14 protein-coding genes are annotated in these 21,006 nt (G+C 62.1%); 8 read left to right on the top strand and 6 right to left on the bottom strand.

Annotated elements, in window-relative coordinates; all coding sequences use genetic code 11:
- Positions 1-148 precede the first annotated feature (148 nt).
- Positions 149-700, top strand: a complete 552-nt coding sequence (locus NH234_RS01795; RefSeq protein WP_367255498.1) for an NfeD family protein — start codon at positions 149-151, stop codon at positions 698-700.
- A 2-nt stretch (positions 701-702) separates the two neighbouring features.
- Positions 703-1,461, top strand: a complete 759-nt coding sequence (locus NH234_RS01790) for a slipin family protein (RefSeq protein WP_085712629.1) — start codon at positions 703-705, stop codon at positions 1,459-1,461.
- On the opposite strand, the gene NH234_RS01785 is transcribed toward NH234_RS01790, so the two are convergent.
- The 6 genes from NH234_RS01785 to NH234_RS01760 form a co-directional block, all read right to left on the bottom strand.
- Positions 1,427-2,401 carry a sulfotransferase family protein gene (locus NH234_RS01785; protein WP_367255496.1) on the bottom strand — a complete coding sequence of 325 codons (975 nt, stop codon included), beginning with the start codon at positions 2,399-2,401 and terminating at the stop codon, positions 1,427-1,429. The genes NH234_RS01790 and NH234_RS01785 overlap by 35 nt on opposite strands.
- Complete coding sequence (locus NH234_RS01780; RefSeq protein ID WP_367255494.1) at positions 2,389-3,174, bottom strand: aspartyl/asparaginyl beta-hydroxylase domain-containing protein; 786 nt, start codon at positions 3,172-3,174, stop codon at positions 2,389-2,391. Before NH234_RS01780 ends, NH234_RS01785 begins: the two co-directional genes overlap by 13 nt.
- A 3-nt stretch (positions 3,175-3,177) precedes the next feature.
- A complete protein-coding gene (locus NH234_RS01775) occupies positions 3,178-4,692 on the bottom strand; it encodes a TolC family protein (RefSeq protein ID WP_085733410.1) in 1,515 nt (504 codons plus the stop codon).
- 48 nt (positions 4,693-4,740) lie between these two features.
- Positions 4,741-11,124 (bottom strand): Ig-like domain-containing protein, encoded by a 6,384-nt coding sequence (locus tag NH234_RS01770; RefSeq protein ID WP_367255492.1) that lies wholly within the window; start codon positions 11,122-11,124, stop codon positions 4,741-4,743.
- Positions 11,125-11,177: 53 nt separating this feature from the next.
- Positions 11,178-12,023, bottom strand: coding sequence for a sulfotransferase (locus tag NH234_RS01765; protein WP_085712623.1), 846 nt, complete (start codon positions 12,021-12,023; stop codon positions 11,178-11,180).
- A 138-nt stretch (positions 12,024-12,161) separates the two neighbouring features.
- Positions 12,162-13,757 carry a glycosyltransferase family 39 protein gene (locus tag NH234_RS01760; protein ID WP_367255491.1) on the bottom strand — a complete coding sequence of 532 codons (1,596 nt, stop codon included), beginning with the start codon at positions 13,755-13,757 and terminating at the stop codon, positions 12,162-12,164.
- Between the two features lie 241 nt (positions 13,758-13,998).
- Here NH234_RS01760 and NH234_RS01755 point away from each other — a divergent pair, with 241 nt between their 5' ends.
- The 6 genes from NH234_RS01755 to NH234_RS01730 all read left to right on the top strand — a co-directional run bounded on the left by NH234_RS01755 (position 13,999) and on the right by NH234_RS01730 (position 21,005).
- Positions 13,999-14,586 carry a phage tail protein gene (locus NH234_RS01755; protein WP_085733413.1) on the top strand — a complete coding sequence of 196 codons (588 nt, stop codon included), beginning with the start codon at positions 13,999-14,001 and terminating at the stop codon, positions 14,584-14,586.
- A gap of 58 nt (positions 14,587-14,644) precedes the next feature.
- Positions 14,645-14,956, top strand: coding sequence for a hypothetical protein (locus tag NH234_RS01750; protein ID WP_367255489.1), 312 nt, complete (start codon positions 14,645-14,647; stop codon positions 14,954-14,956).
- 169 nt (positions 14,957-15,125) lie between these two features.
- Positions 15,126-17,195 (top strand): type VI secretion system tip protein VgrG, encoded by a 2,070-nt coding sequence (locus NH234_RS01745; RefSeq protein WP_367255487.1) that lies wholly within the window; start codon positions 15,126-15,128, stop codon positions 17,193-17,195.
- The gene (locus NH234_RS01740; RefSeq protein WP_367255485.1) at positions 17,192-18,040 is read left to right on the top strand and encodes a DUF4123 domain-containing protein; all 849 of its coding nucleotides are present in this window, start codon (positions 17,192-17,194) and stop codon (positions 18,038-18,040) included. The genes NH234_RS01745 and NH234_RS01740 overlap by 4 nt, the downstream gene beginning before the upstream one ends.
- Positions 18,037-18,825: a hypothetical protein gene (locus tag NH234_RS01735; RefSeq protein WP_367255483.1), complete on the top strand. Its 789-nt coding sequence runs from the start codon at positions 18,037-18,039 to the stop codon at positions 18,823-18,825. The genes NH234_RS01740 and NH234_RS01735 overlap by 4 nt, the downstream gene beginning before the upstream one ends.
- A complete protein-coding gene (locus NH234_RS01730; RefSeq protein WP_367255481.1) occupies positions 18,822-21,005 on the top strand; it encodes a lipase family protein in 2,184 nt (727 codons plus the stop codon). Before NH234_RS01735 ends, NH234_RS01730 begins: the two co-directional genes overlap by 4 nt.
- Position 21,006: the final 1 nt, after the last annotated feature.

Below are 21,006 nucleotides of genomic sequence, written 5' to 3'. Positions count from 1 at the left end.
GCGCGGCGAGCGTTGATGAACGTTGTTCCTGTTCTGGAAAGTCTAGTCCGGCAAGCCGCGAACGAAGGCAAATCCGCCCACTGGCGAGGCCGCGCAATGATCAAAATTCATCCAGCCGCAGGCTCAACTAGACTGATAAGAGAACCCCATGACTCTCCCGGAGGGTCGCGTGAACACCCGTCGCTGTGTGTTTGCCCTGTTGATGCTGCTGAGCGGATCAGCATTGGCTGCGGACTCTCCGCTGCCCACCGTCGATCCGATCGGGCTGTGGCTGATTACCTTGGGCATCGTCTTTCTTATCGCCGAAGGCGTGCTGCCCAATTACGGCGTGATCGGCCTTGCCGGGATTGTCATATTCGTGATCGGTGCGCTGATCCTGAGCAACGCCGAACTGCCAGTGCCACTGATGATCGGCCTCGGTCTGGTCAGCGCCCTGCTGCTGATTGCATTGTTGCTCCGCGCCTTGAAGACCCGGCCACGACGCGCGATCAGCGGTGACGCCGGCCTGGTCGGCAGCGTGACGGCCGTGACCGTCGTGGAGTCGCCGGACACCCGCAATGGCTGGGTGCAATTGCAAGGAGAACGCTGGCAAGTGTCGAGTGCCACGCCGCTGCACGCCGGGCAACCGGTGCGGGTGGTCGGGCGCAAGGGCTTGTTGCTGCAAGTGGCCGCGGCTGACGCGGCACCGCTCGGAGAGTGATCATGGGTCTGCAAATCGGTTTTGTCGCGCTGCTGCTGTTGCTCATTGCCCTGGCCGGCTCGACGTTCCGCATCCTGCGTGAATACGAACGCGGCGTGGTGTTCCAGCTCGGACGCTTCTGGCAGGTCAAGGGGCCGGGGCTGATCCTGTTGATTCCGGTGGTGCAGCAAATGGTCCGGGTGGATCTGCGCACCATTGTTCTCGACGTGCCGCCGCAGGACGTGATTACCCGCGACAACGTCTCGGTCAAGGTCAACGCGGTGTTGTATTTCCGGGTGCTCGATCCGCAGAAAGCGATCATCCAGGTGGAAGACTTCCTGGCGGCCACCAGCCAACTGGCCCAGACCACCCTGCGCGCGGTACTCGGCAAGCATGAACTGGACGAACTGCTGGCCGAGCGCGAACAGTTGAACATCGACATCCAGCAAGTGCTCGACGCCCAGACCGACGCCTGGGGCATCAAGGTCGCGAACGTCGAGATCAAACACGTCGACCTCAACGAATCGATGGTCCGCGCCATCGCCAGACAGGCCGAAGCGGAACGGGAACGGCGAGCCAAGGTGATCCACGCCGAAGGCGAATTGCAGGCCTCGGAAAAACTCATGCAGGCCGCCGAAATGCTGGGGCGCCAGCCCGGCGCCATGCAGTTGCGCTACATGCAGACTCTGAGTTCGATTGCCGGCGACAAGAGCTCAACCATCGTCTTCCCGTTGCCGATCGAATTGCTCAAGGGGATGGCGGATCTGTCGGCCAAGTCGTGATCGCGCGCAAACGCTCCAGCGCTTCGTAAGGTGCTCGCGCGCACCGTTCTACTCGCGCCTGCAACAGTGGAGAGGCTTCGCGGCGTTTGCTTTCGCCATCGGCAACAAACGCCTGTGACGGCTGTTTCGCATGTTGTGCCGAAGCTGTCATCGCCTGTTCGCACTGCTCGGCATTCAGCTGAAAAAACCGCGCCAGACGTCCCGTTATCGCTTCGGGCAACTCGTTGTAATTGACCGCCAGCCCGCCGAAATCAGCGCAGTGCAAGCGCGCCGCTTCCAGCAGACGTCCGAGCCTGCGGGCGATGAAATCTTCGCGCCCCTCGAATGGCAGGTCGTCGTCCAGCACGCACTCGCCAAGCAGGCCGGGCACCATGTGCATGCCCGGACGACGCAGATGTGAAACGGCGATCTCCAGCGGATCGCGATAGACAAACAGCCACGGTGTGTCGGGAAAGCACTCATGCAGCAACGGCCATTCGCCGATGTTCCAGGCGTCGAGCTTGATCATCAGCCGCTGCTCCATCCCGCGCCGGCGCTGGCCGTAGGCCGAGAGCAACCCGGCGATGGCCGCACGGCGTTCTGCGGCGGGCAGATCGCTGCGTAGCAAGGTATCGAGGGGCGGCGGCTCTGAGATCACGATGTGATCGTCGAGGCGGGCGAGCATCTGGCTGATCAGCGTCGATCCGCAACGCGAGGCGTGCAGGATGAAGGCGCTCGGTGCCAGGCCGGGGCTGAGCGCCTGCCAATCCGTGAGCGTCGACAACGGAGTTTGCCGGCGAAACGCCTGATTGAACGGCAACTGCAGCGCCTGCTCCACCGCCTCGCGAAAAAACGGCTGGTGCAACGGCGTGTCGCCAAACCAGCACCAGTCCACCTGCCATTGACCGGCACTTTTCCAGATGCGGATCGGCAACCAGCCGTCGAAATTCAGGCTCGCCATTGTTCGTTCCACGACCGGCGCCCGTTGCGCATCGCCGCGTGCAGTTCTTCCCGGGAGAATGCCAAGCCACGCTCGGCGGCCAGTGCCAGTGTCTGGCTGATGAACACGTCGGGATCGCGCAACGCCTGCAGGGTCGCCGACAACGCGAGATCCGTGAGCAGCAGACGCTGAAAACGCTGTAGCGCCGAGTCTTGCGCATCCGGCTGCGGCGTACTCGGCAAACCCTCGGCAATCATCTGTTCCAGCCAGGCGCCAGGGCGACAGTCGAGAACCAGATGTACGCGTGCCCTGCTGTCGCGATTGTCGACCCGATGCGGTCGCGCAAGATCGAGAAACCAGCACTCTCCCGCAGTCATCGGCATGCGCAATCCATCGAGCCAGAAGTCCACGGCGGGTGGGCTGAGCAGCGGAATATGCAGACGCACGTCTGCGTTTTCACCGTCGAGATCGTAGTCGCAATGCTCGTGAATCTGCCCGCCGGGCCCAAGGCGCAACAGTCGCGCACTGACGATTTCCAGCGGCAGATCCTGCAGCGCCCGCTGCCAGCGGTGGTCATTCAACCAGGGGCGGCGCGGCACCGGTTCGGCGGCACCGGGTGACAACTCGGTCAAGGCATCGGCAGCGGAAATCAGTGCCACACCGCTCCAGTCACCGGTGAAATACGCGGTGTTGAAATGGCCGCGCCAGTCTCCGTCCTCGATCGCCGCCAACGCCTGCAACAGCAACGGCAAATCCACAGAGACCGGCAGGCGAGAGAATGCTGGCCGACTCATCACTCACTTGGCTGCAGCATGAGCCAGCGGCACCGAAATATCCCCCGACGCCCACGCCGCTTCACGGTTGGCCAGCGCCGTGGCGATCGACTGCACTTCGGTCGACTGCACCTGATCCGGCAACGGATCGAGGCCGGCACTGGCGAAGATCTGGCCATAGGCATTGCGCAGATCGGCGTAGGACAGGTCGCGACGCAAATCCGCTTGCAGGTTGTTCAGTTCGCCCTGGATCAGATCCAGTTCGCCGATGCCCGCAGCCTGATGACGGTTGCGCAACTGACCGACGATTTGCCCGTCGATATCCGACAGTTGCTGGTTGGTCTTGAACTGACGCAGCGCCTCCTGATAGTTGGCGTTGGCCACGTACAACTGCGCCAGCACCGCAATCGACATCGCCTGACGGCGTGCGGTGGCGACTTCTTCGCCGGCCTTGGCCACATCGATGGCGGCCGGGGCGGAGATCACGTTGAACAGGTTCCAGGTCACTTTCACGCCGTAGTCGGCCCAGCGATCGTTCACCAGGAACGAGTTGCTGTCGTAGTGCCCGCCGGCGGAAAACTCCAGGCCCGGCAGCATGCGCAACATGGCCTTGCGGGTTTCAGCGGCGCTGATCCGGGTCTGGTAATCCTGTTCGCGCAGTTCTGGGCGGCTGGTCAGGGCTTCCTGTTCCAGTTTGGCAATATCGACCTTGAGTTCCGGGATCTGATAACCGTCGTCGGTGGCCAAGGTCAGGTTGGTGCCCATCGGCAGGTTGATCAGGGTCGCCAGCTCGGTTTTCGCCAGTGACAGCGCGCGACGCTGCTCTTCCAGTTGGCGGGTGGCTTCGATCAGCGAACGCTGGTAGCCGAGGGACTGCACCGGATCGCCGATGCGCTGTTCGCTCATGCTTTCACTGTTGCGCCGGGCAGCATCGACCCGCGCCATCAGGCTGTCGATCTGCTTGAGCAGGCGTTCGGCCGCCATCGCCCGCCAATAGGCCGAGCGCACGTCCTGAACGATGGTGTTGATCACCTTGCGCCGGCGCTCCTGAACGATCAGGCGCTGGTCGCCCTGTTGTTTGGCGTTGATGTAGCTGACACCGAAATCGAGGACGTTCCATACCATGGTCAGGTCGGCGACGTTGCGGTCGCGGTCCTGGGAAGTCGACGGTTCCAGGGACTGGGTGCCGGTGCGCACGCTCTGGCTGCTGGAGGCGCTGACGTTGTTGCGCCCGACGTAGCCGGCATCCAGCGCCATGCGCGGCAGCATGTCGAAACTCGCGAGGTCGAGCTGCCGCTTGGCCAGCGCTTCCTCCATGATCTTCAGGCGCCCTTCGAGGTTGTATTTCACCGCGCGGGCCATGGCCTGGTGCAGGGTCAGCGGACCGCGCAACGGTTCCTGGCCCTTGTACATGGTTTGCAGGTCGGCTTTGGCCCGTTGTTCGCTGACGCTGCGTTCGATCGGTTCACTGGTGACTGCACATCCGCTGATCGCCAGCGCCAGCAGGCTGGCGCCGAACAGTTTCTGACTTTTCTTCATCCCTGGATCGCCCCTAGGTCCCGCATATTGTTGAATTGTTGTGGTTGGTCAGGCCGGCATTTCGCTGATGCCGACCTGTTGCAGAGCCGCCGCCAGGCTATCCACCCGGTGCTGCTCGCTGTCTTTGATCTCTTGCAGTTGCTGGCCCAGGGTCGGCGCGCCGAATACGCCGCGCAGGCCTTGGGATACGTCGCCACCCCGAATCGAGTGGCTGTCGAAGGCGTTCAGTGAATCCCGCTCTGCCTCACTGTTCTGGTTGAACAGACTGGATAAGGTGCTGATACCGAACACCCCGCCATCACCACCACCGAAACCGAGGAAGCCGTGACCGGATCCATCACCACCGCTGTCGCTGCTGGTGAACACCTGAGCAATAAAGCTTGGGCTCAACGCGCCGTGGTTGATGAAAATATCGCCCAGCGGACGGATGCCATTGCCGATCACCCGCTGCTCAAACAACGGCGGGAAGGTCAGCGGTGAACCGAGATCGCCGGTGGGTGGCGCAAAGATGATCGGTTGCAGCGGCACATCGGGCAGCGGCGGCGCAACGACCGGAACGTCGATGCGGAACTCCGGATCCGGTGATACCACCACCAGCGGTGATGTCGGAGGTGCGGCCGGCACCGTATTGATCACATAGTTGCCGGACTGACTGACTCCACTACCGCTATTGCCGGACAGGTCGCTGACCCCGGCGCTGTTGACACTGATCGCATTGCTGACGCTGTTGACGTTGGCATTCGGCGTCAGGGTCGCGGTCCAGGTCTTGCCACCGTCGCTGCTGCTCAGGTTGGACAAAGTGCCGTTGGCTACGCTCAGATCCGACAGATCGAAACCGGTCACCACTTCGTTGAAGGTGATGATCACTTGCGAGGTCTGACCGACGCCCAGGTTCGGACTGGCGACCACCACCGTGGCGGTCGGCCGCTCACTGTCGAGGGTGTAGTTGTTCGACACCGCCACCGTGCTGCCGGCATTGCCCGCCAGGTCGGTGACGTTGCTGGTGTCCAGGGCAATGAAGTTGCTTGGATCGGTGACATTCGCGGTCGGCGTGAAGGTCGCCGTCCAGGTCTTGCCGCCGTCGTTGCTGGTCAGGTTGCTCAGGTCACCGTTAGTCACGCTCAGGTCGGACAGGTCGAAATTGCTCACTGCCTCGCTGAAAGTGAAAGTCACCATGGTGCTCTGACCGATGCCCAGATGTGGGTTGGCGACCACGATGTTCACCGTCGGCCGGGTCGCATCGAGGATGTAGTTGTTGGAGATAGCAACGCTCGCCCCGGCGTTGCCGGCCAGATCCTGGACACCGGCGGTGTCGATCAGGATCAGGTTGGTCGCATCGTTGACGTTGGCCGTTGGTGTGAGGGTCGCGGTCCAGGTCTTGCCGCCGTCGTTACTGGTCAGGTTCGACAACGCGCCGTTGGCGACGCTGATGTCGGACAGATCGAACCCGCTCACCGCTTCGCTGAAGGTGATGGTCACGGTGGTGGTTTCACCGATGCCGAGACGATTGTCGGCGACCACGATGGTGGCAGTCGGCAGCGCGGTGTCGATGGCGAAGTTGTTGGAATCGGTCGTGCCGACGCCACTGTTGCCCGACAGGTTGGCCACCCCGGCGTTGTTCAGGGTGATCAGGTTGGTGGCATCGGTGATATTGGCCGTCGGCGTGAAGGTCGCGGTCCAGGTGATACCGCCGTCGCTGCTGCTGACATTGCCCAACGTGCCGTTGGCGATGGTCAGGTCACTGTTGTCGAAACCGCTCACCGCTTCGCTGAAGGTGATGGTCACCAGCGAGGTTTCCCCGGCCCTGAGTGAGGTATCGGCAACCACAATGGTCGCGGTCGGTACCTGGGTCTGGATCTGATAGTTGGCCGAACTGGTGGTGCCGGTGCCGGTGTTGCCGGCCAGGTCGGCGATGCCGGTGTTGTTCAGGACAATCAGGTTGGTGAGGTCGGTGATGCCGATGTTCGGCGTGAACGTGGCTGTCCAGGTGATGCCGCCGTCGCTGGACGTGACGTTGCTCAAGGTGCCATTGGCGACGCTCAGGTCGGAATTGTCGAATCCGGTCACGGCCTCGCTGAAAGTGATGGTCACCTGGGCGGTTTCGCCAGGGCGCAGATCACTGTCACTCATGACAATGGTCGCCGTCGGCCGCTGACTGTCGACTGCATAGTTGTTGGAATCGGTGGTGCCGCTGCCGGCGTTGCCCGCCAGGTCGGCAATGCCGGTGTTGTCCAGGGTGATGACGTTGGTGGTGTCGGTAATTCCTGCCGCCGGAGTAAACGTGGCAGTCCAGGTGATGCCGCCATCGCTGCTGCTCACTGCGCTCAGCGTACCGTTGGCGATGGTCAGGTCGGCGTTGGTGAAACCGGTCACCGCTTCGCTGAACGTGATGGTCACCAGCGACGTCTGGCCGACGCCGAGCGCGGTGTCGGCGACCACGATGGTCGCGGTCGGACGCTGAGTGTCGATTGAATAGTTGTTCGAATCGGTGGTGCCGCTGCCGGCGTTGCCCGAAAGGTTTTGAACCCCTGAATTGTCCAGCGTGATCAGGTTGGTGGCGTCGGTGACGTTGCTGGTCGGCGTGAAGGTTGCCGTCCAGGTGATGCCGCCGTCGCTGCTGCTGACTGCCGACAACGTGCCGTTGGCGATGGTCAGGTCGGCGTTGGTGAAACCAGTCACCGCTTCACTGAAGGTGATAGTCACCAGCGAGGTCTCGCCGATTTTCAGTGAGTTGTCGGAAATGATGATGGTGGCAGTCGGCACCACGGTGTCGATGGTGTAGTTGTTGGAGTTGGTCGTGCCGCTGCCGGCGTTGCCGGCCAGGTCGGTGATACCGGTGTTGGCCAGGGTGATCAGATTGGTCGCGTCGTTGACGCCCACGCTCGGCGTGAACGTAGCTGTCCAGGTGATGCCACCATCGCTGCTGCTGACCGCCGTCAGGGTGCCGTTGGCAACCACGATGTCAGCGTTGCTGAAGCCGGTCACCGCTTCACTGAAGGTGAAGGTCACGAGGGTCGTTTCGCCGGCCGTGAGGGTGCTGTCGGCGACCACGATGGTGGCGGTCGGACGCTGGGTATCGATGGCGTAGTTGCCGGAATCGACAGTACCGCTGCCGGCGTTGCCGGACAGATCCGAGACGCCGGTCTGGTCCAGGGTGATGACGTTGGTGGCGTCGGTGATGTTGCTGGTCGGTGTGAATGTCGCCGTCCAGGTGATACCGCCGTCGCTGCTGCTCACCGCGCTCAACGTGCCGTTGGCAATCGTCAGGTCGGCGTTGGTGAAACCGGTGACCGCTTCGCTGAAGGTGATGGTCACTACCGAGGTTTCGCCGATTTTCAGCGCGTTGTCGGACAAGACAATGGTCGCAGTCGGACGCTGAGTGTCGATCGCGTAATTGTTCGAATCAGTGGTGCCGACGCCAGTGTTGCCGTTCAGGTCAGCGATGCCGGTATTGTTCAGGGTGATCAGGTTGGTCGCGTCAGTGATGCTGGCGGTCGGCGTGAACGTGGCCGTCCAGGTGATGCCACCGTCGCTGCTGCTGACCGCCGTCAAGGTGCCGTTGGCGATGGTCAGGTCGGCGTTGGTGAAACCGGTCACCGCTTCGCTGAAGGTGATGGTCACCAGTGAGGTTTCGCCGATCTTCAGGTTGTTGTCGGCCACCACGATGGTCGCGGTCGGACGCGCGGTGTCGATGGCGTAGTTGTTGGAGTTGGTGGTGCCGCTGCCGGCGTTACCGGCCAGATCGACGACCCCGGTGTTGTCCAGGGTAATCAGGTTGGTGGTGTCGGTAATGTTGGTGGTAGGCGTGAGCGTGGCGGTCCAGGTGATGCCGCCATCGCTGCTGCTCAGGCCAGTCAGGGTGCCGTTGGCCACCGTCAGGTCGGCGGTGGTGAAGCCGCTGACCGCTTCGCTGAAGGTAATGGTCACCAGCGAGGTTTCGCCCGCTGCCAGATTGCTGTCGGCGACGACAATGGTCGCGGTCGGCCGCACGGTATCGATCACGTAGTTGGCCGAATCCGTGGTGCCACTGCCGGCGTTGCCGGCCAGGTCGGCGATACCGGTGTTGTCCAGGGAGATCAGGTTGGTGGTGTCGGTGATGCTCGCAGTCGGGGTGAACGTCCCGGTCCAGGTAATGCCGCCGTCGCTGCTGCTGACTGCGCTCAGCGTGCCATTGGCGATGGTCAGGTCGGCGTTGGTGAAACCGGTCACCGCTTCGCTGAACGTGAAGGTCACAAGCGAGGTATCGCCGATCTTCAACGCCGTGTCGGACATCACGATGGTCACGGTCGGCCGTGCGGTATCGATCGCGTAGTTGACGGAACTGGTCGTGCCGACACCCGCCACGCCGTCGCTGATCGCGGTCACCCCGGTGTTGTCGAGAGTGATCAGGTTAGTGGCGTCGGTGATGTTGTTGGTCGGAGTGAAGGTCGCGGTCCAGGTCAGGCCGCCGTCGCTGCTGCTGACCGATGTCAGCGTCCCGTTGGCGATGGTCAGGTCGGCATTGGTGAAACCGGTCACTGCGCGGCTGAAGGTGATGGTCACCAGCGAGGTTTCGCCGATTTTCAGCGCGGTATCGGACATCACGATGGTGGCGGTCGGTGGCTCCACATAAGCGGTGTTGAGGGTGCCGCCGTTGTTGTAGATCGCTGCAAAAGCCAAAGGTACAGAGCCCGTCACGCCGCCGCCCAGCTCTGAGCCGCCGGAGCCGCTGCCCGCCGCATTACCGCTGATGGCACTGAAGTTGGAGGCCGTGATCAGTACCGTGCCGCCCTGGTTCCAGATCGCGCCGACACCCCGCCCGCCGTCGCCGCCATTGAGGTTGTTGCTGCCCTGGCCACTGCCGCCGCCGCCACCGCCGCCCGCGCCGATGTTGTTGCTGATGACCGAGGTGCCGACGATTTTCAGGGTGCCGGTGGAAGCGTTGTAAATGCCGCCGGCCGCGTTGCCGCCGACGCCGCCGACCTTGTCCCAGCCGGAGCCGCCACCGCCGCCGCCAATGGAAATCGTGCCGTTGTTCGCAGTGCCGCCATTGCCGCCGTTGCTGTAATAGGACACGCCGACACCACCGGCGCCGCCGATGGTGGATCCGCCACGACCGCCCATGTGCGTCGCGTCGTAGCCACCGCCGTAGCCACCGACACCGCCGCTGCCGGCCTGGCCGCCCAGCGTACCGGTGCCCGGCCCGGCCGTACCGCCATGACCGCCACCCTGACCGCCGAGGCCACCGCCACCGCCACCACCGCCGCCGTAGTTGGCGCCCGTGACACCACCGCCGCCGCCACCGCCCGCTGCCGCGTTGCCGGTGACCGAAACGTTGTTCAGCGTGAGGATGCCGGCGTTGAAAATCCCGCCGCCCATGGCCCCGGTCGCGCCGTAGCCGCCATTGCCGCCGTTGCCCGAAACCAGGCCCCGGGTAATCACCAGACCGTCGAGGGTCACGGTGCTGCCGGAAGTGATTTCCACCACCCGGGTCTTGTACTGGCCGTCGAGGGTGACATCGGCGACGCCGTCATTGTTCAGGTCGCCATCGACGGTGATGTTCTTGTTGATCAGCAATTCCGAGGTGAGCTGCACCGTCATGCCGGTGCTGAAGGTCACGATGTCGCCGTTTTGCGCCGACGCCAGCGCTGCCCGCAGCGAGCCGACCCCGGTGTTCGCGTTGTTGGTGGCGGTCCAGGTGGCGAGGCCCCATTGGTATTCGCTCATCGACAGGGCCGACAGCACGTTGGCGCTCTCGATCTTGCCCGTGGCGATCTCCAGATCCCAGTCGCCGCCCACACCGGTGCGGTTGTTCGACGCCGCCACGTCGCGGCCAGTCAGTTGCGCCAGCGAGTCGACAAAGCTCAGGCCACGGTCACCCTCGGCGGTGTAGCAGCCGTAAATGAGGATGTCGCCACCGACGTTCATGTCCTTGCCGATTTCCGCCAATACCGCGCTGCGCTGCGCGACGTTGTCCGCCGACAGGTAACTGTTGCCGAGCCACAAGTCACCGGCGTTGCCGTGGGCGATGATCTGCACCGAACTGACGCCCGAGTGCTGGTCGAGATACTCGGCGATCTGCTGCAAGCCGTCCTTGCTCGCGTCGAGTTTGACCACTTGCGTGCCGGGAGCGATGCCTTTCAGCAGGCTGTCGGCATCCTTGACCCGGGCATCGACAAACACCACGGTCTGGCCCGGCACGGCGACAGGACTGGCAGCCGGCGTGGCATCGGCCTGGCCGTGGGTGTCCTTGCTCGCCACCGGATGATCGGCGGTCGGCGCCTTGGCGGCATCGGCAGTGGGATGGCTGTCGGGCTGGGCCGCAGCGGTATCGGCCACAGTGGCCGCGACAGCACCGTCGAACAGCATGCGCGGCTCCAGCGACATGATCAGCGGCGCAGCCAGCGTCCGTTGGCCCTCGGTTACCCGCGACTTTTGCTTGCTCCACCACATGTTGCTCACCCGGACTCGAACAGTTGTAAACGCATCAATGAAAAACGCCGCGATCAACTGATCGCGGCGTCGGACTTCATACGAATCACATTGGCAGCGCTGGCTGAGCCATCGAGCCAAAAGGACAGATCGGCGTATTGCTTGAACAGATCCGGCGGCAGAATCGTGCGCCGGGACTGCAGGGCGACCTTGGGTTTTACCTTGTGCAGGCCGGCCACGCCCAGGGCCTGGTCGAACTCCGGCGCGTCATAGGCCAGGTGCTCGAAATCGTGCTCGAACCACGGCTCGCCGATGAAGTCGTAGACCAGCCGCAGCACGCGCTCCGGGGCCTGGGTCAACAGGTCGTAATCGACGATCAGCAGCGAATCGGCGTGCTCGCCGTAATAGGCTTCCTTGAGCGCCGCCCAGGCAAAACCCACCAGGCGGTTGCGCTGGGCCAGGGTCTCGCAGCGGCTGTAGACGGTGTTGCGCTCGACGGCATCGCCGAAGAGCTTGGTGTTTTCGTAGGGGTTGGCGCGGTAGAGCCGCTCCAGGCTGTCCATCACCCAGGCGACGTTGCGCACGCAAGCGATGACTTTGGCTTTGGGGAACAGATCGCTGATGGCCGGCAGGCGCGAGCTCCACTGCCGGTTGGTGTCGAACACCACCGGTTTGTCGGCCTTGTCGGCGTAGTAGGAATCGAACAGGCCGCGCAACAGGCGACGGCGCATGTCGGTGTCGATCACCGCGCCGAATTCGCTGCCGGCGCTGCATTGTTCAAGGACACCGGAAAACAGTGCGCCAACCGGGCTGGTCATGCCGGCATGGAAGCGCGGATTCTGCAAAAGGATCGCAGAAAGGAGGGTCGAGCCCGAGCGCGGCAAGCCGGAGATAAAGTGGAACTGCTGCAATCCCTTCACCTTACTTTGTAAGTCCTTTTGCCCGACGAGCGTAGTCCAACAATACCCTTTCGACTAGTAGTGTTTTGACATCAACATAGAGCAAAACGGACTTGTCAGACCATTTCTTATCGCGAACAGTAAGGTGAAGCGTTTAAGTCATTCCCTGTTGGTACGATCGTCCTTTTCCAGAACGAAAAGTCGCGCTTTCGCCCCGCCAGCGTTGGACTGATCACGCAGTTGCCAGGTCTTGGGCAGAGGCAGGAACGGGTCCGCAATTTCCGGGTCCAGGTCACCGATCAACCAGACCCGGGAACTGTCCTTCGGCAGATCCGCGAGACGATCCAGATAAACCTCATCGGACACCAGTGTGCCGAAGCCGTAGTGGTTCGGACGCGTCGAGCGCCCGTCGGCGGCAGGCGGCGTATACAACCGGATTTGCGCATCGGTACGGTTGTAGTAGACGTAACTCAGGTACCAGAGCATGTCGCTGGTGACGATCCGGTCGCCGCTGACGAAGTGGTGGTTGACGTGATCGACCATCACGTTGAACTGGTCATTCGGATCGACCGTGGCGTTGTTGTTCACCCCGACCATTTCGATTCCGACAAACGCCACCAGCACCGCCAGCGCCAACACACGAACGCGGCTGTACAGGCGGTCGATGGCCAGCGCCGCCAGCATCGGCAGGCCCAATGCATAAGCCGTCAGATAGCGCTCGATGAACACCGGGCTGATGAACGACACCGCGAACACCAGAAACAACGGCACTCCGGTATAGAGCGCCAGCAACACGCTGCCATGGTTCACGCTGCGGTCGCGGGCGACGGCCACGCCCGCCAGCGCCAGCATGGCCAGGGGCATGCCGCAGAACAGCAGCAGCGGAAGATGATCGCCCTCGTTCTGGATCAGCCACAGCCAGATCATCGACGGCAACGAGGACAGGGTCACCGGGTCTTCCCAACCGACATCGCCACCGACCTTGAGTTCTTCCATGTGTTGCGTCAGATCGAGCAGGTTCGGCAGCCACGGCAGGTAAAGCGCGACAATCGCCAGATTGGCCAGCCACCAGTCCTTGCGCTGGATATGCCGCAGGCGATACCCCGGCAGCAGGCGGATCAGCCCCAGGTACAGCCAATGGCTCAGCGCCGCCAGCACCGCGAAGTAGTGGGTATACAACGCGGCGCTCATCAGCAGCGCATAGATCACCAGATACCGTCGGCGCTGCGGGCGTCTGACCCAGCAGATCAACGCCAGGGTGGTGCCGACCAGCAACAGGCCGAGCAGCGAGTACATGCGCACTTCCTGGCTGTAGCGCACCGCCGTCGGCAGCAGCGCCAGCAACACCCCGGCGATGATCGCGGCGCGACGGGTCGCCAGACAATCGACCAGACACACGCCCAGGCCGACCGTGGCGATGCCGGCCAGGGCACTGAGGCTGCGGATCGACAGGATCCCTTCGCCAAACAGTCCGATCCAGCCGTGCAGCAGCATGAAGTACAACGGCGGATGCACATCGAACGCTGCATGCTCCCAGATACCGCCCAGCGTATAGCGCGCCAGCAGCAGGCTGGAGCCTTCGTCGCCCCAGATCGCGGCGGCGGTCAGGTCATAAAACCGCACGACGGTCGCCAACAGCAAAATCGGTATCAGCCACTGCTGGCGAACCCAGCGCAGCAGACGCCGGACACCGGCATTCGGTGCGGCAAACGGGTCCTGGGTATCCCCCAGCGGAGTCTCGCGACGCGCTTCCATCAACCTTCCCTTACGGTATTCCGAGTAAAAAACAGCGCCATTCATTGCGCACACTTTAGGCCAGAGCCGAAGCCGACGCGCGGCCGCGACGACGTCCGGCAAGTCCGCCGATCCGGGTCTACGCTACGGCTTGGCGTGACCTGCCCGCGCAAATGGAAGGCGTCAGTAAAACGTTTCGACCTGCCCGGCAACACAGGCTAACGCGCGGCGCGCCAACCACATAACAGAAGGATGAGGAACCATGGAAGTCTTTATGGGTACGATTCAACCGTTCGCCTTCAACTTCGCTCCCAGTGGCTGGGCCCTGTGTAATGGACAGATCCTTTCCATTGCGCAATACAACGCGCTCTTCGCGTTGCTGGGCACTTACTACGGCGGCAACGGCACGACCAATTTTCAGTTGCCCAACCTGCAGGGCCGCGTGCCAATGGCCCAGGGCAACGGCCTCGGCCTGACGCCGCGCGTCATCGGTCAGGTGGCCGGTACGGAAAGCGTCACCGCCACCATTGCCAACATGCCCAACCACACCCACGCGATGACCGGTCTCACCGCCAACACGGCCTTGTCGCTGGCGGTACCCGCCAGCAATCCGGCGACCGTACCGACTGCAACCAATTCCTACATCGGTGCCTCGGGCGGCGGCCCCGGCTCGGCGAACATCTATTCCGACGCCCAGGGCGCCACGCCGGTGCCACTCAAAGGTGTGACCACCACCGTCACCGGCGACATTTCCTCCACCGGCGGCAGCCAGCCGCTGGGCATCATGAACCCCTTCCTGGTCCTCAACTTCAGCGTTGCCCTGAACGGTCTCTTTCCGTCGCGCAACTGAGCAATCGTCCGGGGGCCCCGCGCCCCCGGACGTTTCGTTTTTTTTCTGGAGTCAGACCATGCTGCAATCGGTTCAAATCGAACATCTCCAGCCGTTGCTGGGGCGACAACGCACACTGCACCTGCCGGACGGCACGGCGCTGCCGATTCAACTCGCCCACCTTGAAGAAATCCCGTCGGCGAAAATGCGCCACAGCGAACGCATGCCCTTCTGCCTCGAATTCAACAGCCTGGAGCCGACCGAGTTTGTCGACGGCCTGTGCGCACTGGAGCTGCCGGAATTCGGCCGGGTGGAAGATATTTTCGTGTCACGGGTGCCGGCGATGGGGCGGGATCCACAGTTGGGCTACTTCTGTATTTCCTTCAACTGATACCCCCTGCAGAATCCTCACGAAACCTTGTAGGAAAAAGATGTAGGACTAAAGCCAAGGCCTTGTAGGGCGGGCTCTTCAACCGATTTTATTGGGAAACGTCCGACATCATTTCCCGGCTCACCTTGTTAGCGTTGTTCCGAATCCGTCACAGGACGAGGAACAACGGATGTTCAATGCCAACGCACGCTTTCGCCTTACGACCGACGACTTTAAACACGATTTTCAAGTGCTGTCCTTCAGTGGCAGCGAAGCCATCAGCGAGCCGTTTGCCTTCAAAGTCGAGTTGGTCGGCACCAGACCGGATGCCGATCTTCCAGGCCTGATGCACCAACAGGCCTTTCTTGCCTTCGATGACCACGGCCACGGCATACACGGACAGATCCAGCACATCGGCCGCGGCAATATCGGCGAACGGTTGACACGATACAGCCTGACCCTCGCCCCTTGCCTGGCCAATCTTCGCCATCGCGTCAATCAGCGGATTTTCCAGAACCTGAGCGTTGCGCGAATCATTGCGCAGATTCTCGAAGAACATGGCATCCACGCCGATCGCTACCGGTTCCAGCTCGGCCACCCGTTACCGGATCGCGAATATTGCGTGCAGTACAACGAGTCCGACCTGCACTTCATCCAGCGCCTGTGTCAGGAAGACGGCTTGCATTACCACTTCCGGCACAGCCGCGACCGACACCTGCTGGTCTTTGGCGACGACCAGACCGTGTTCCCCCGCCTCTCTCGGCCAACACGCTTTAAACCGCACAACGCCATGGTGGCCGACAGGCCGGTAATTCAGCGATTCGACTATCGGCTCGAAACCCGACCCAACCACGCCTCCAGCCGCGCCTACGACTTTAAAAAGGCGCGTATGTTGCTGGAAGCGGATGCCCGCAATCCCGATCGGCATCTCCAGCCCGATCCCGGGGTTTACGAATACCCGGGACGCTACCTCGATCGCGAGCACGGCAAGCAACTGGCCCGGCGAGTCCTGGAAGGTCACCGCGCCGATGGTTGCCTGGGAGAAGGCGACAGCAATGAACCGGCGCTGTTGTCGGGGCATTTTTTGTCACTGGCCGAACATCCCGATCCGGCATTGAACGACCTGTGGCTGCTGACCGAAATCCGCCATGAAGGAAAGCAACCGCAAGTGTTGGAAGAGACCGCTGATCATGCGTCAGCCGATCCCGAGAAGGACTTCACCCAGGGCTATCGCAACCACTTCACGGCAACGCCCTGGGAGGCGATCCATCGACCACCGTTGCGCTACCGCAAACCCCACATTGGTTCGACCCAGACAGCGGTGGTCACCGGCCCGGAAGGCGAAGACATCCATTGCGACCCGTACGGCCGGGTCAAGGTGCAGTTCTTCTGGGATCGCGAAGGCCGCCACAACGACAAGAGCAGTTGCTGGCTGCGGGTGGCCTCGGGTTGGGCCGGCAATGCCCATGGCAGCGTGATCGTCCCGCGCGTGGGCATGGAAGTAATGGTGACGTTTCTCCACGGCGATCCCGACCGTCCGGTGATCAGCGGTTGCCTGAACAACAGCGCCAACCCGGTGCCCTACGAGTTGCCGACGCACAAGACCCGCAGCGTGTTTCGCTCCCGCAGTTCGCCGGACAGCACAGGCTTCAACGAGCTGATGATCGAAGACCGCGCGGGCCAGGAGCAGATTTACCTGCGCGCCCAGCGCGACCTGCGACAGAAGGTCGAGCACGACAGTCAGCTGGACATCGGCAACCAACGCCGGGAAACCATCAGGGGCAACAGCTTCAGCGCGCTGCACGCGGAAGAACACCGCATCGTCACCGGTCATCGCAAGACCCATCTCAAGGCCAGCGATTACCTGCACGTCGGCGACAGCAGCCACACCCGGGTCGGTCAATCACTGACAACCGAAACCGTCGGGCAGCTGTGCCTCAGCGCGGGCGAACATCTGGTGCTGGAGGCCGGAAAAAGCATCAGTCTGAAAGTCGGTGGCGAGCATTTTGTCCTCGATCACAGTGGCCTTTTCGGCAGCAGCGACCTGCTGATCGGCGGCGTGCCCGCGACCTTCCTGCGCGCCCCGTTGTTGCAGCCCGACGGTATTGAAGACCTGTCGGCGCCTGCGCCTTTGCCGCCATTGGTGGCGCCCTCACAACAGGCATTGATGGCCGCCAGCAAAACCCTGGGCGCGGATTTCTGCCCGATCTGCGAAGCCTGCTGCACAGGTGCGTGCCCGATCCCGGAGGCTGCCGCATGAGCGACGCCCTTGTACGACGCTGGCTGATCGAACAGCACCGTGCCGGTTGCCTCCTGTGCCTGGTTCTCGACTCGCAGAACGAGCGCGACATGCGCCAGCGTTGGCTGAAGAGCAGCCGTTACGAGCAATACGCCAGCGTCTACGGCGAAACCGCAGTTGCCGAACTGGCCGACACCGGCCCGTTCCTCTTCACCTTCGACCAGCCCGACGACCGCCGTCTCGACGCCCTGCTCGACAGGCCGGACAGCCACTGGGGATGGTTGGCCAGCCTGGGCAAAGGCGAGTTGAAGGCCTGGGTCCGGCACTGGCAGGAGCGGCTGATCATCGGCGCCCGTCCGCATCAGGCGCTGTACCGCTTTCACGACAACCGGGTGCTGGACCGGGCGCTGGAGCATCTGCCGGTCGAGGCTTTGCCGGCGTATCTCGGGCCGGCGATCAGCGTTTGCCATTGGCAGGGCTCGCACTGGCAGATGACCGACAACCCTGCGCCGGGCAGCTACCCCGTGCCGGACACGCCGCCGTGGCTGCAACTGCCGATGCCTGACGAACAATCCATGGAAATTCGCCTGGCAAATGCCCACCGCTTTCTGCTGGCCGGGCATGTGCAGGCTTATTCCGCGCTGGCGTGTGTTCGGGATCCGCAAATCTGGCTCCGTGAACGACTGACCCAGGCCGAAGCCTGGAGCTGGCTGGCACCGGAGCGGCTGGAGTTTCTGCTGATCCACAGCCTGCAAACGCCGAATCTCGCGCCCCATTGGCAAGCCCGACCGGACGAAACACCGGATGAACACTTTGATCGGGTTTACCAGCTCTCGAAGCACTGGAACGGGAAGACGCCCTCATGAAAATTCCGCTCAAAAGCCTCGGTCTGATCGGCTGTTTCGCGGCACTGGGAGGCTGCAGGACCGAACCGCCCAACACCTTCAAATTCACGGCCGATCTACCACCGGGATTTGCCTATGTGGCAGCGGTTTACTACGTACCCGAAAAAGGCCAGACCTGCACCCTCGACAGACGCGACAACCTTGCCCCGGTGTTCAACAGCAAGTGGCGCACGGACTACAAGCCGGATGCCGAGATCACGATTCGCAAGACGGTTAAAGGGTGTCCGTTGGTCGTGAGGCGAATCGAGCTGGAGATCAATTCGGCATACGGCAGAAACTGGAGCGACTTCAGTCGTGACGAAGCCATGGTTTTCATCCGTGATGATCTGGAGGAGCAGTTCAAAGGTGTGTTCAACGAAGCCGGTGAAAGCACGTTCCATGGTCAGTGTGAGTGGTGGTTCCGCACCTCGGGTAAACCGCGAATTCTCAGAAAGATCCTTGATTGCAGAACAGTCGACGCCTCGGGATCACGAGCTTATGGCAAGACCTTCGGGGCTTTTAGCTCTGATCAACTGCCGGGCAAAACAGTGAGGATGAAGATCACCTTGGCAGCGGAAGAGCGACCGGCCATCAAGGACACCTGGGTCAAAGTCCCTAACGGCTGGAAACGCTGTATGGGCGACAATTTTGAGGATCAGTACGCTTTTTGTTACGGCAACTACACGGATTTCAGCGGCTTTCAAATGCCAGACGGGCAGCAATGCACCATATATCCCGGATGTACGGAAAAGAAGGTTTCGCCATGAAGGTACTGGAGCAGGATCTGCAATCTCCGTTGAGTAGCCGCATTCTGAAATGTCCCGAGGGTGGCATATGGACAAGTTTCCAACTCATCGACGAGTTCTGCTCGGGCGAGCCCTACGCCGGGTTGGCTTATATCGCCACCGACTCGGAAGGCTATAAATACACAGGCCGCTTGGACGCTGCGGGCAAGGGCAGAGTAGACAACCATTTTGCGGGGCCAATTTCGCTGCTGTTTGATCAAGCGTACGAAGGAAAGGAAAAGCTCTACTCATATTTGCAAAGCAGACCACATTACCCCCTGAAAATCACCGAACTTCAGGTCCGAGCCGAGGCAACCCGGTACCTGAACCCAAATGCCACCCGCAGGCGCGAACGCCCGAAAATTGCAGACGGTGCGGACTACTTTCAAGTCGAAGTCCGCCATCTGGTGAGATACGCCTCGCACCTGCCACCCGAGGTTTATCGCGATAACCCCCTCGATTCCGGGTGCGCTGCAATCATGCGTGAACATGGAAAACTTGGCGTAGCGCTGATGCCGCAACGTCACACCGTTCTTGAAGTGCGCCCGCTACGCGCGTTGCGGCCGATGTTTTCCACAGCTCCGGCGTTCTGTGCACTCAACCTGTACCAGCTCGCATTGATGGCGACCCTGAGTTACTGCCCTTTCGGCCAGGAACCCAAAGTCCCTTCCGCCGAAACCAGATCCGTTAAGTTTCCGCTGCAACCCAGCGTCGGCAACTGGTTCGGCGATGCACTGGCCAAGGGAGAAGAACTGTGGAAAGTCGACAACACTCAGACCAAATTCTATTACCCGCTCTACGAGGATGTTTCGTACTCAAGAAGGCTAGAGATCATTCCGTTTGACCCGAACCTCTATGCAGTCAACAGGCACAGCCCTGAACGGGATCCGGAACACCCGGCCAGCGTCCACTTCCTCGACGACATCGGTAATAAAGACAGCACCGACACCCAAGCCTTCATCACCCACAACGACGAACTGATCCTGATCGCCGTTCGCGGCACCGCCGAGATCATCGCCGATGGCTTGCGTGATGCCGACGCCCTTCAAGTGCCATTCGAGGAAGGCGACGGTCAGGTACATCGGGGTTTCTATGAAGCGGCCAGGAAAGCCGCGACTTTCGCCGTCAGCTACCTCGAAAAGTTCTACACCGGCCAAACCCTCCTGATCTGCGGCCACAGCCTCGGCGGCGCTATCACGTTGCTGCTGTCCGAAATGCTCCGCCGCCGGCCCGAGGGCTACAACATCCAGCTCTACACCTACGGCGCCCCCCGCGCCGGCGACGCGGATTTCGTGAAGGGCGCAGCCGATCTCGTGCATCACCGCATGGTCAACCACAACGACCCGGTGCCCAGCGTGCCCGGCAGCTGGATGAACACCAAGGCTGACATCTACGGCACCGGGGCGGCGTTGACGTTCGTCAATGTGCCGGTGGGTCTGTCGGTGTTCGTCGCCGGCATCACCAACTGGACCGGGGAAGCCTACGACCACCACGGCAGTCTGCGGCACGCCATGCCGGTGGAGTTCGGGCGTCAGCAGGTGTCTTCGATCCTGTGGGAGCCGGGTTGCGACACCATTACCCAGCACGCCGCGTGCGACGTGGCGATCCGGCAGCGGCACGGTTTGCCGGATCGGCCGACGTTGCTCAAACAGATTTTCGACGCCGGGCACCACTCGATGACCGGGGCATACATTCCGGCGTGCTGGGCGGTGTTGCGGCGTTGGCAGGAGGCCCAGGAGTCAAGCCGTTCGCTGGTCACCGAACGGGAGTTTGCTGTGGTGGAGTCGGCCCTGGAACGCATCACCTACCAATTGCGCACCCGGCGCAACAACCTGCCGGGACGCCCGGACAGTTACGTGCGCACTCAGTCCAGCACCCTTGAAGCGCTTAATCGTGAAGTAGAGAAAATACGCGTGACACGTGAGCGCCTGGCAATCCTTCGCCATCGACGCATCACGACCCAGGACGTTTACGGGCAACTGGCAGAACAACCGGAACGGCTGGCCGAAAGCCTGCCGCGCTGGCAGCTACACCCGGAAAACACTGCAGCCGAACAGCTCGCCATGGCGCCGGACGCCGTCGAAGAGGACCCGCTGCTGGCGACGCTCTACGGCCGCAAGATCGGCGCGCCGCACACCTTCGATATCAACTCGATCATCTGAA

This window comes from Pseudomonas sp. stari2 (assembly GCF_040760005.1).
Classification (GTDB): domain Bacteria; phylum Pseudomonadota; class Gammaproteobacteria; order Pseudomonadales; family Pseudomonadaceae; genus Aquipseudomonas.
Note: the sequence above shows the minus strand (reverse complement) of the source record. Positions and strands in the feature narration are given on the sequence as shown.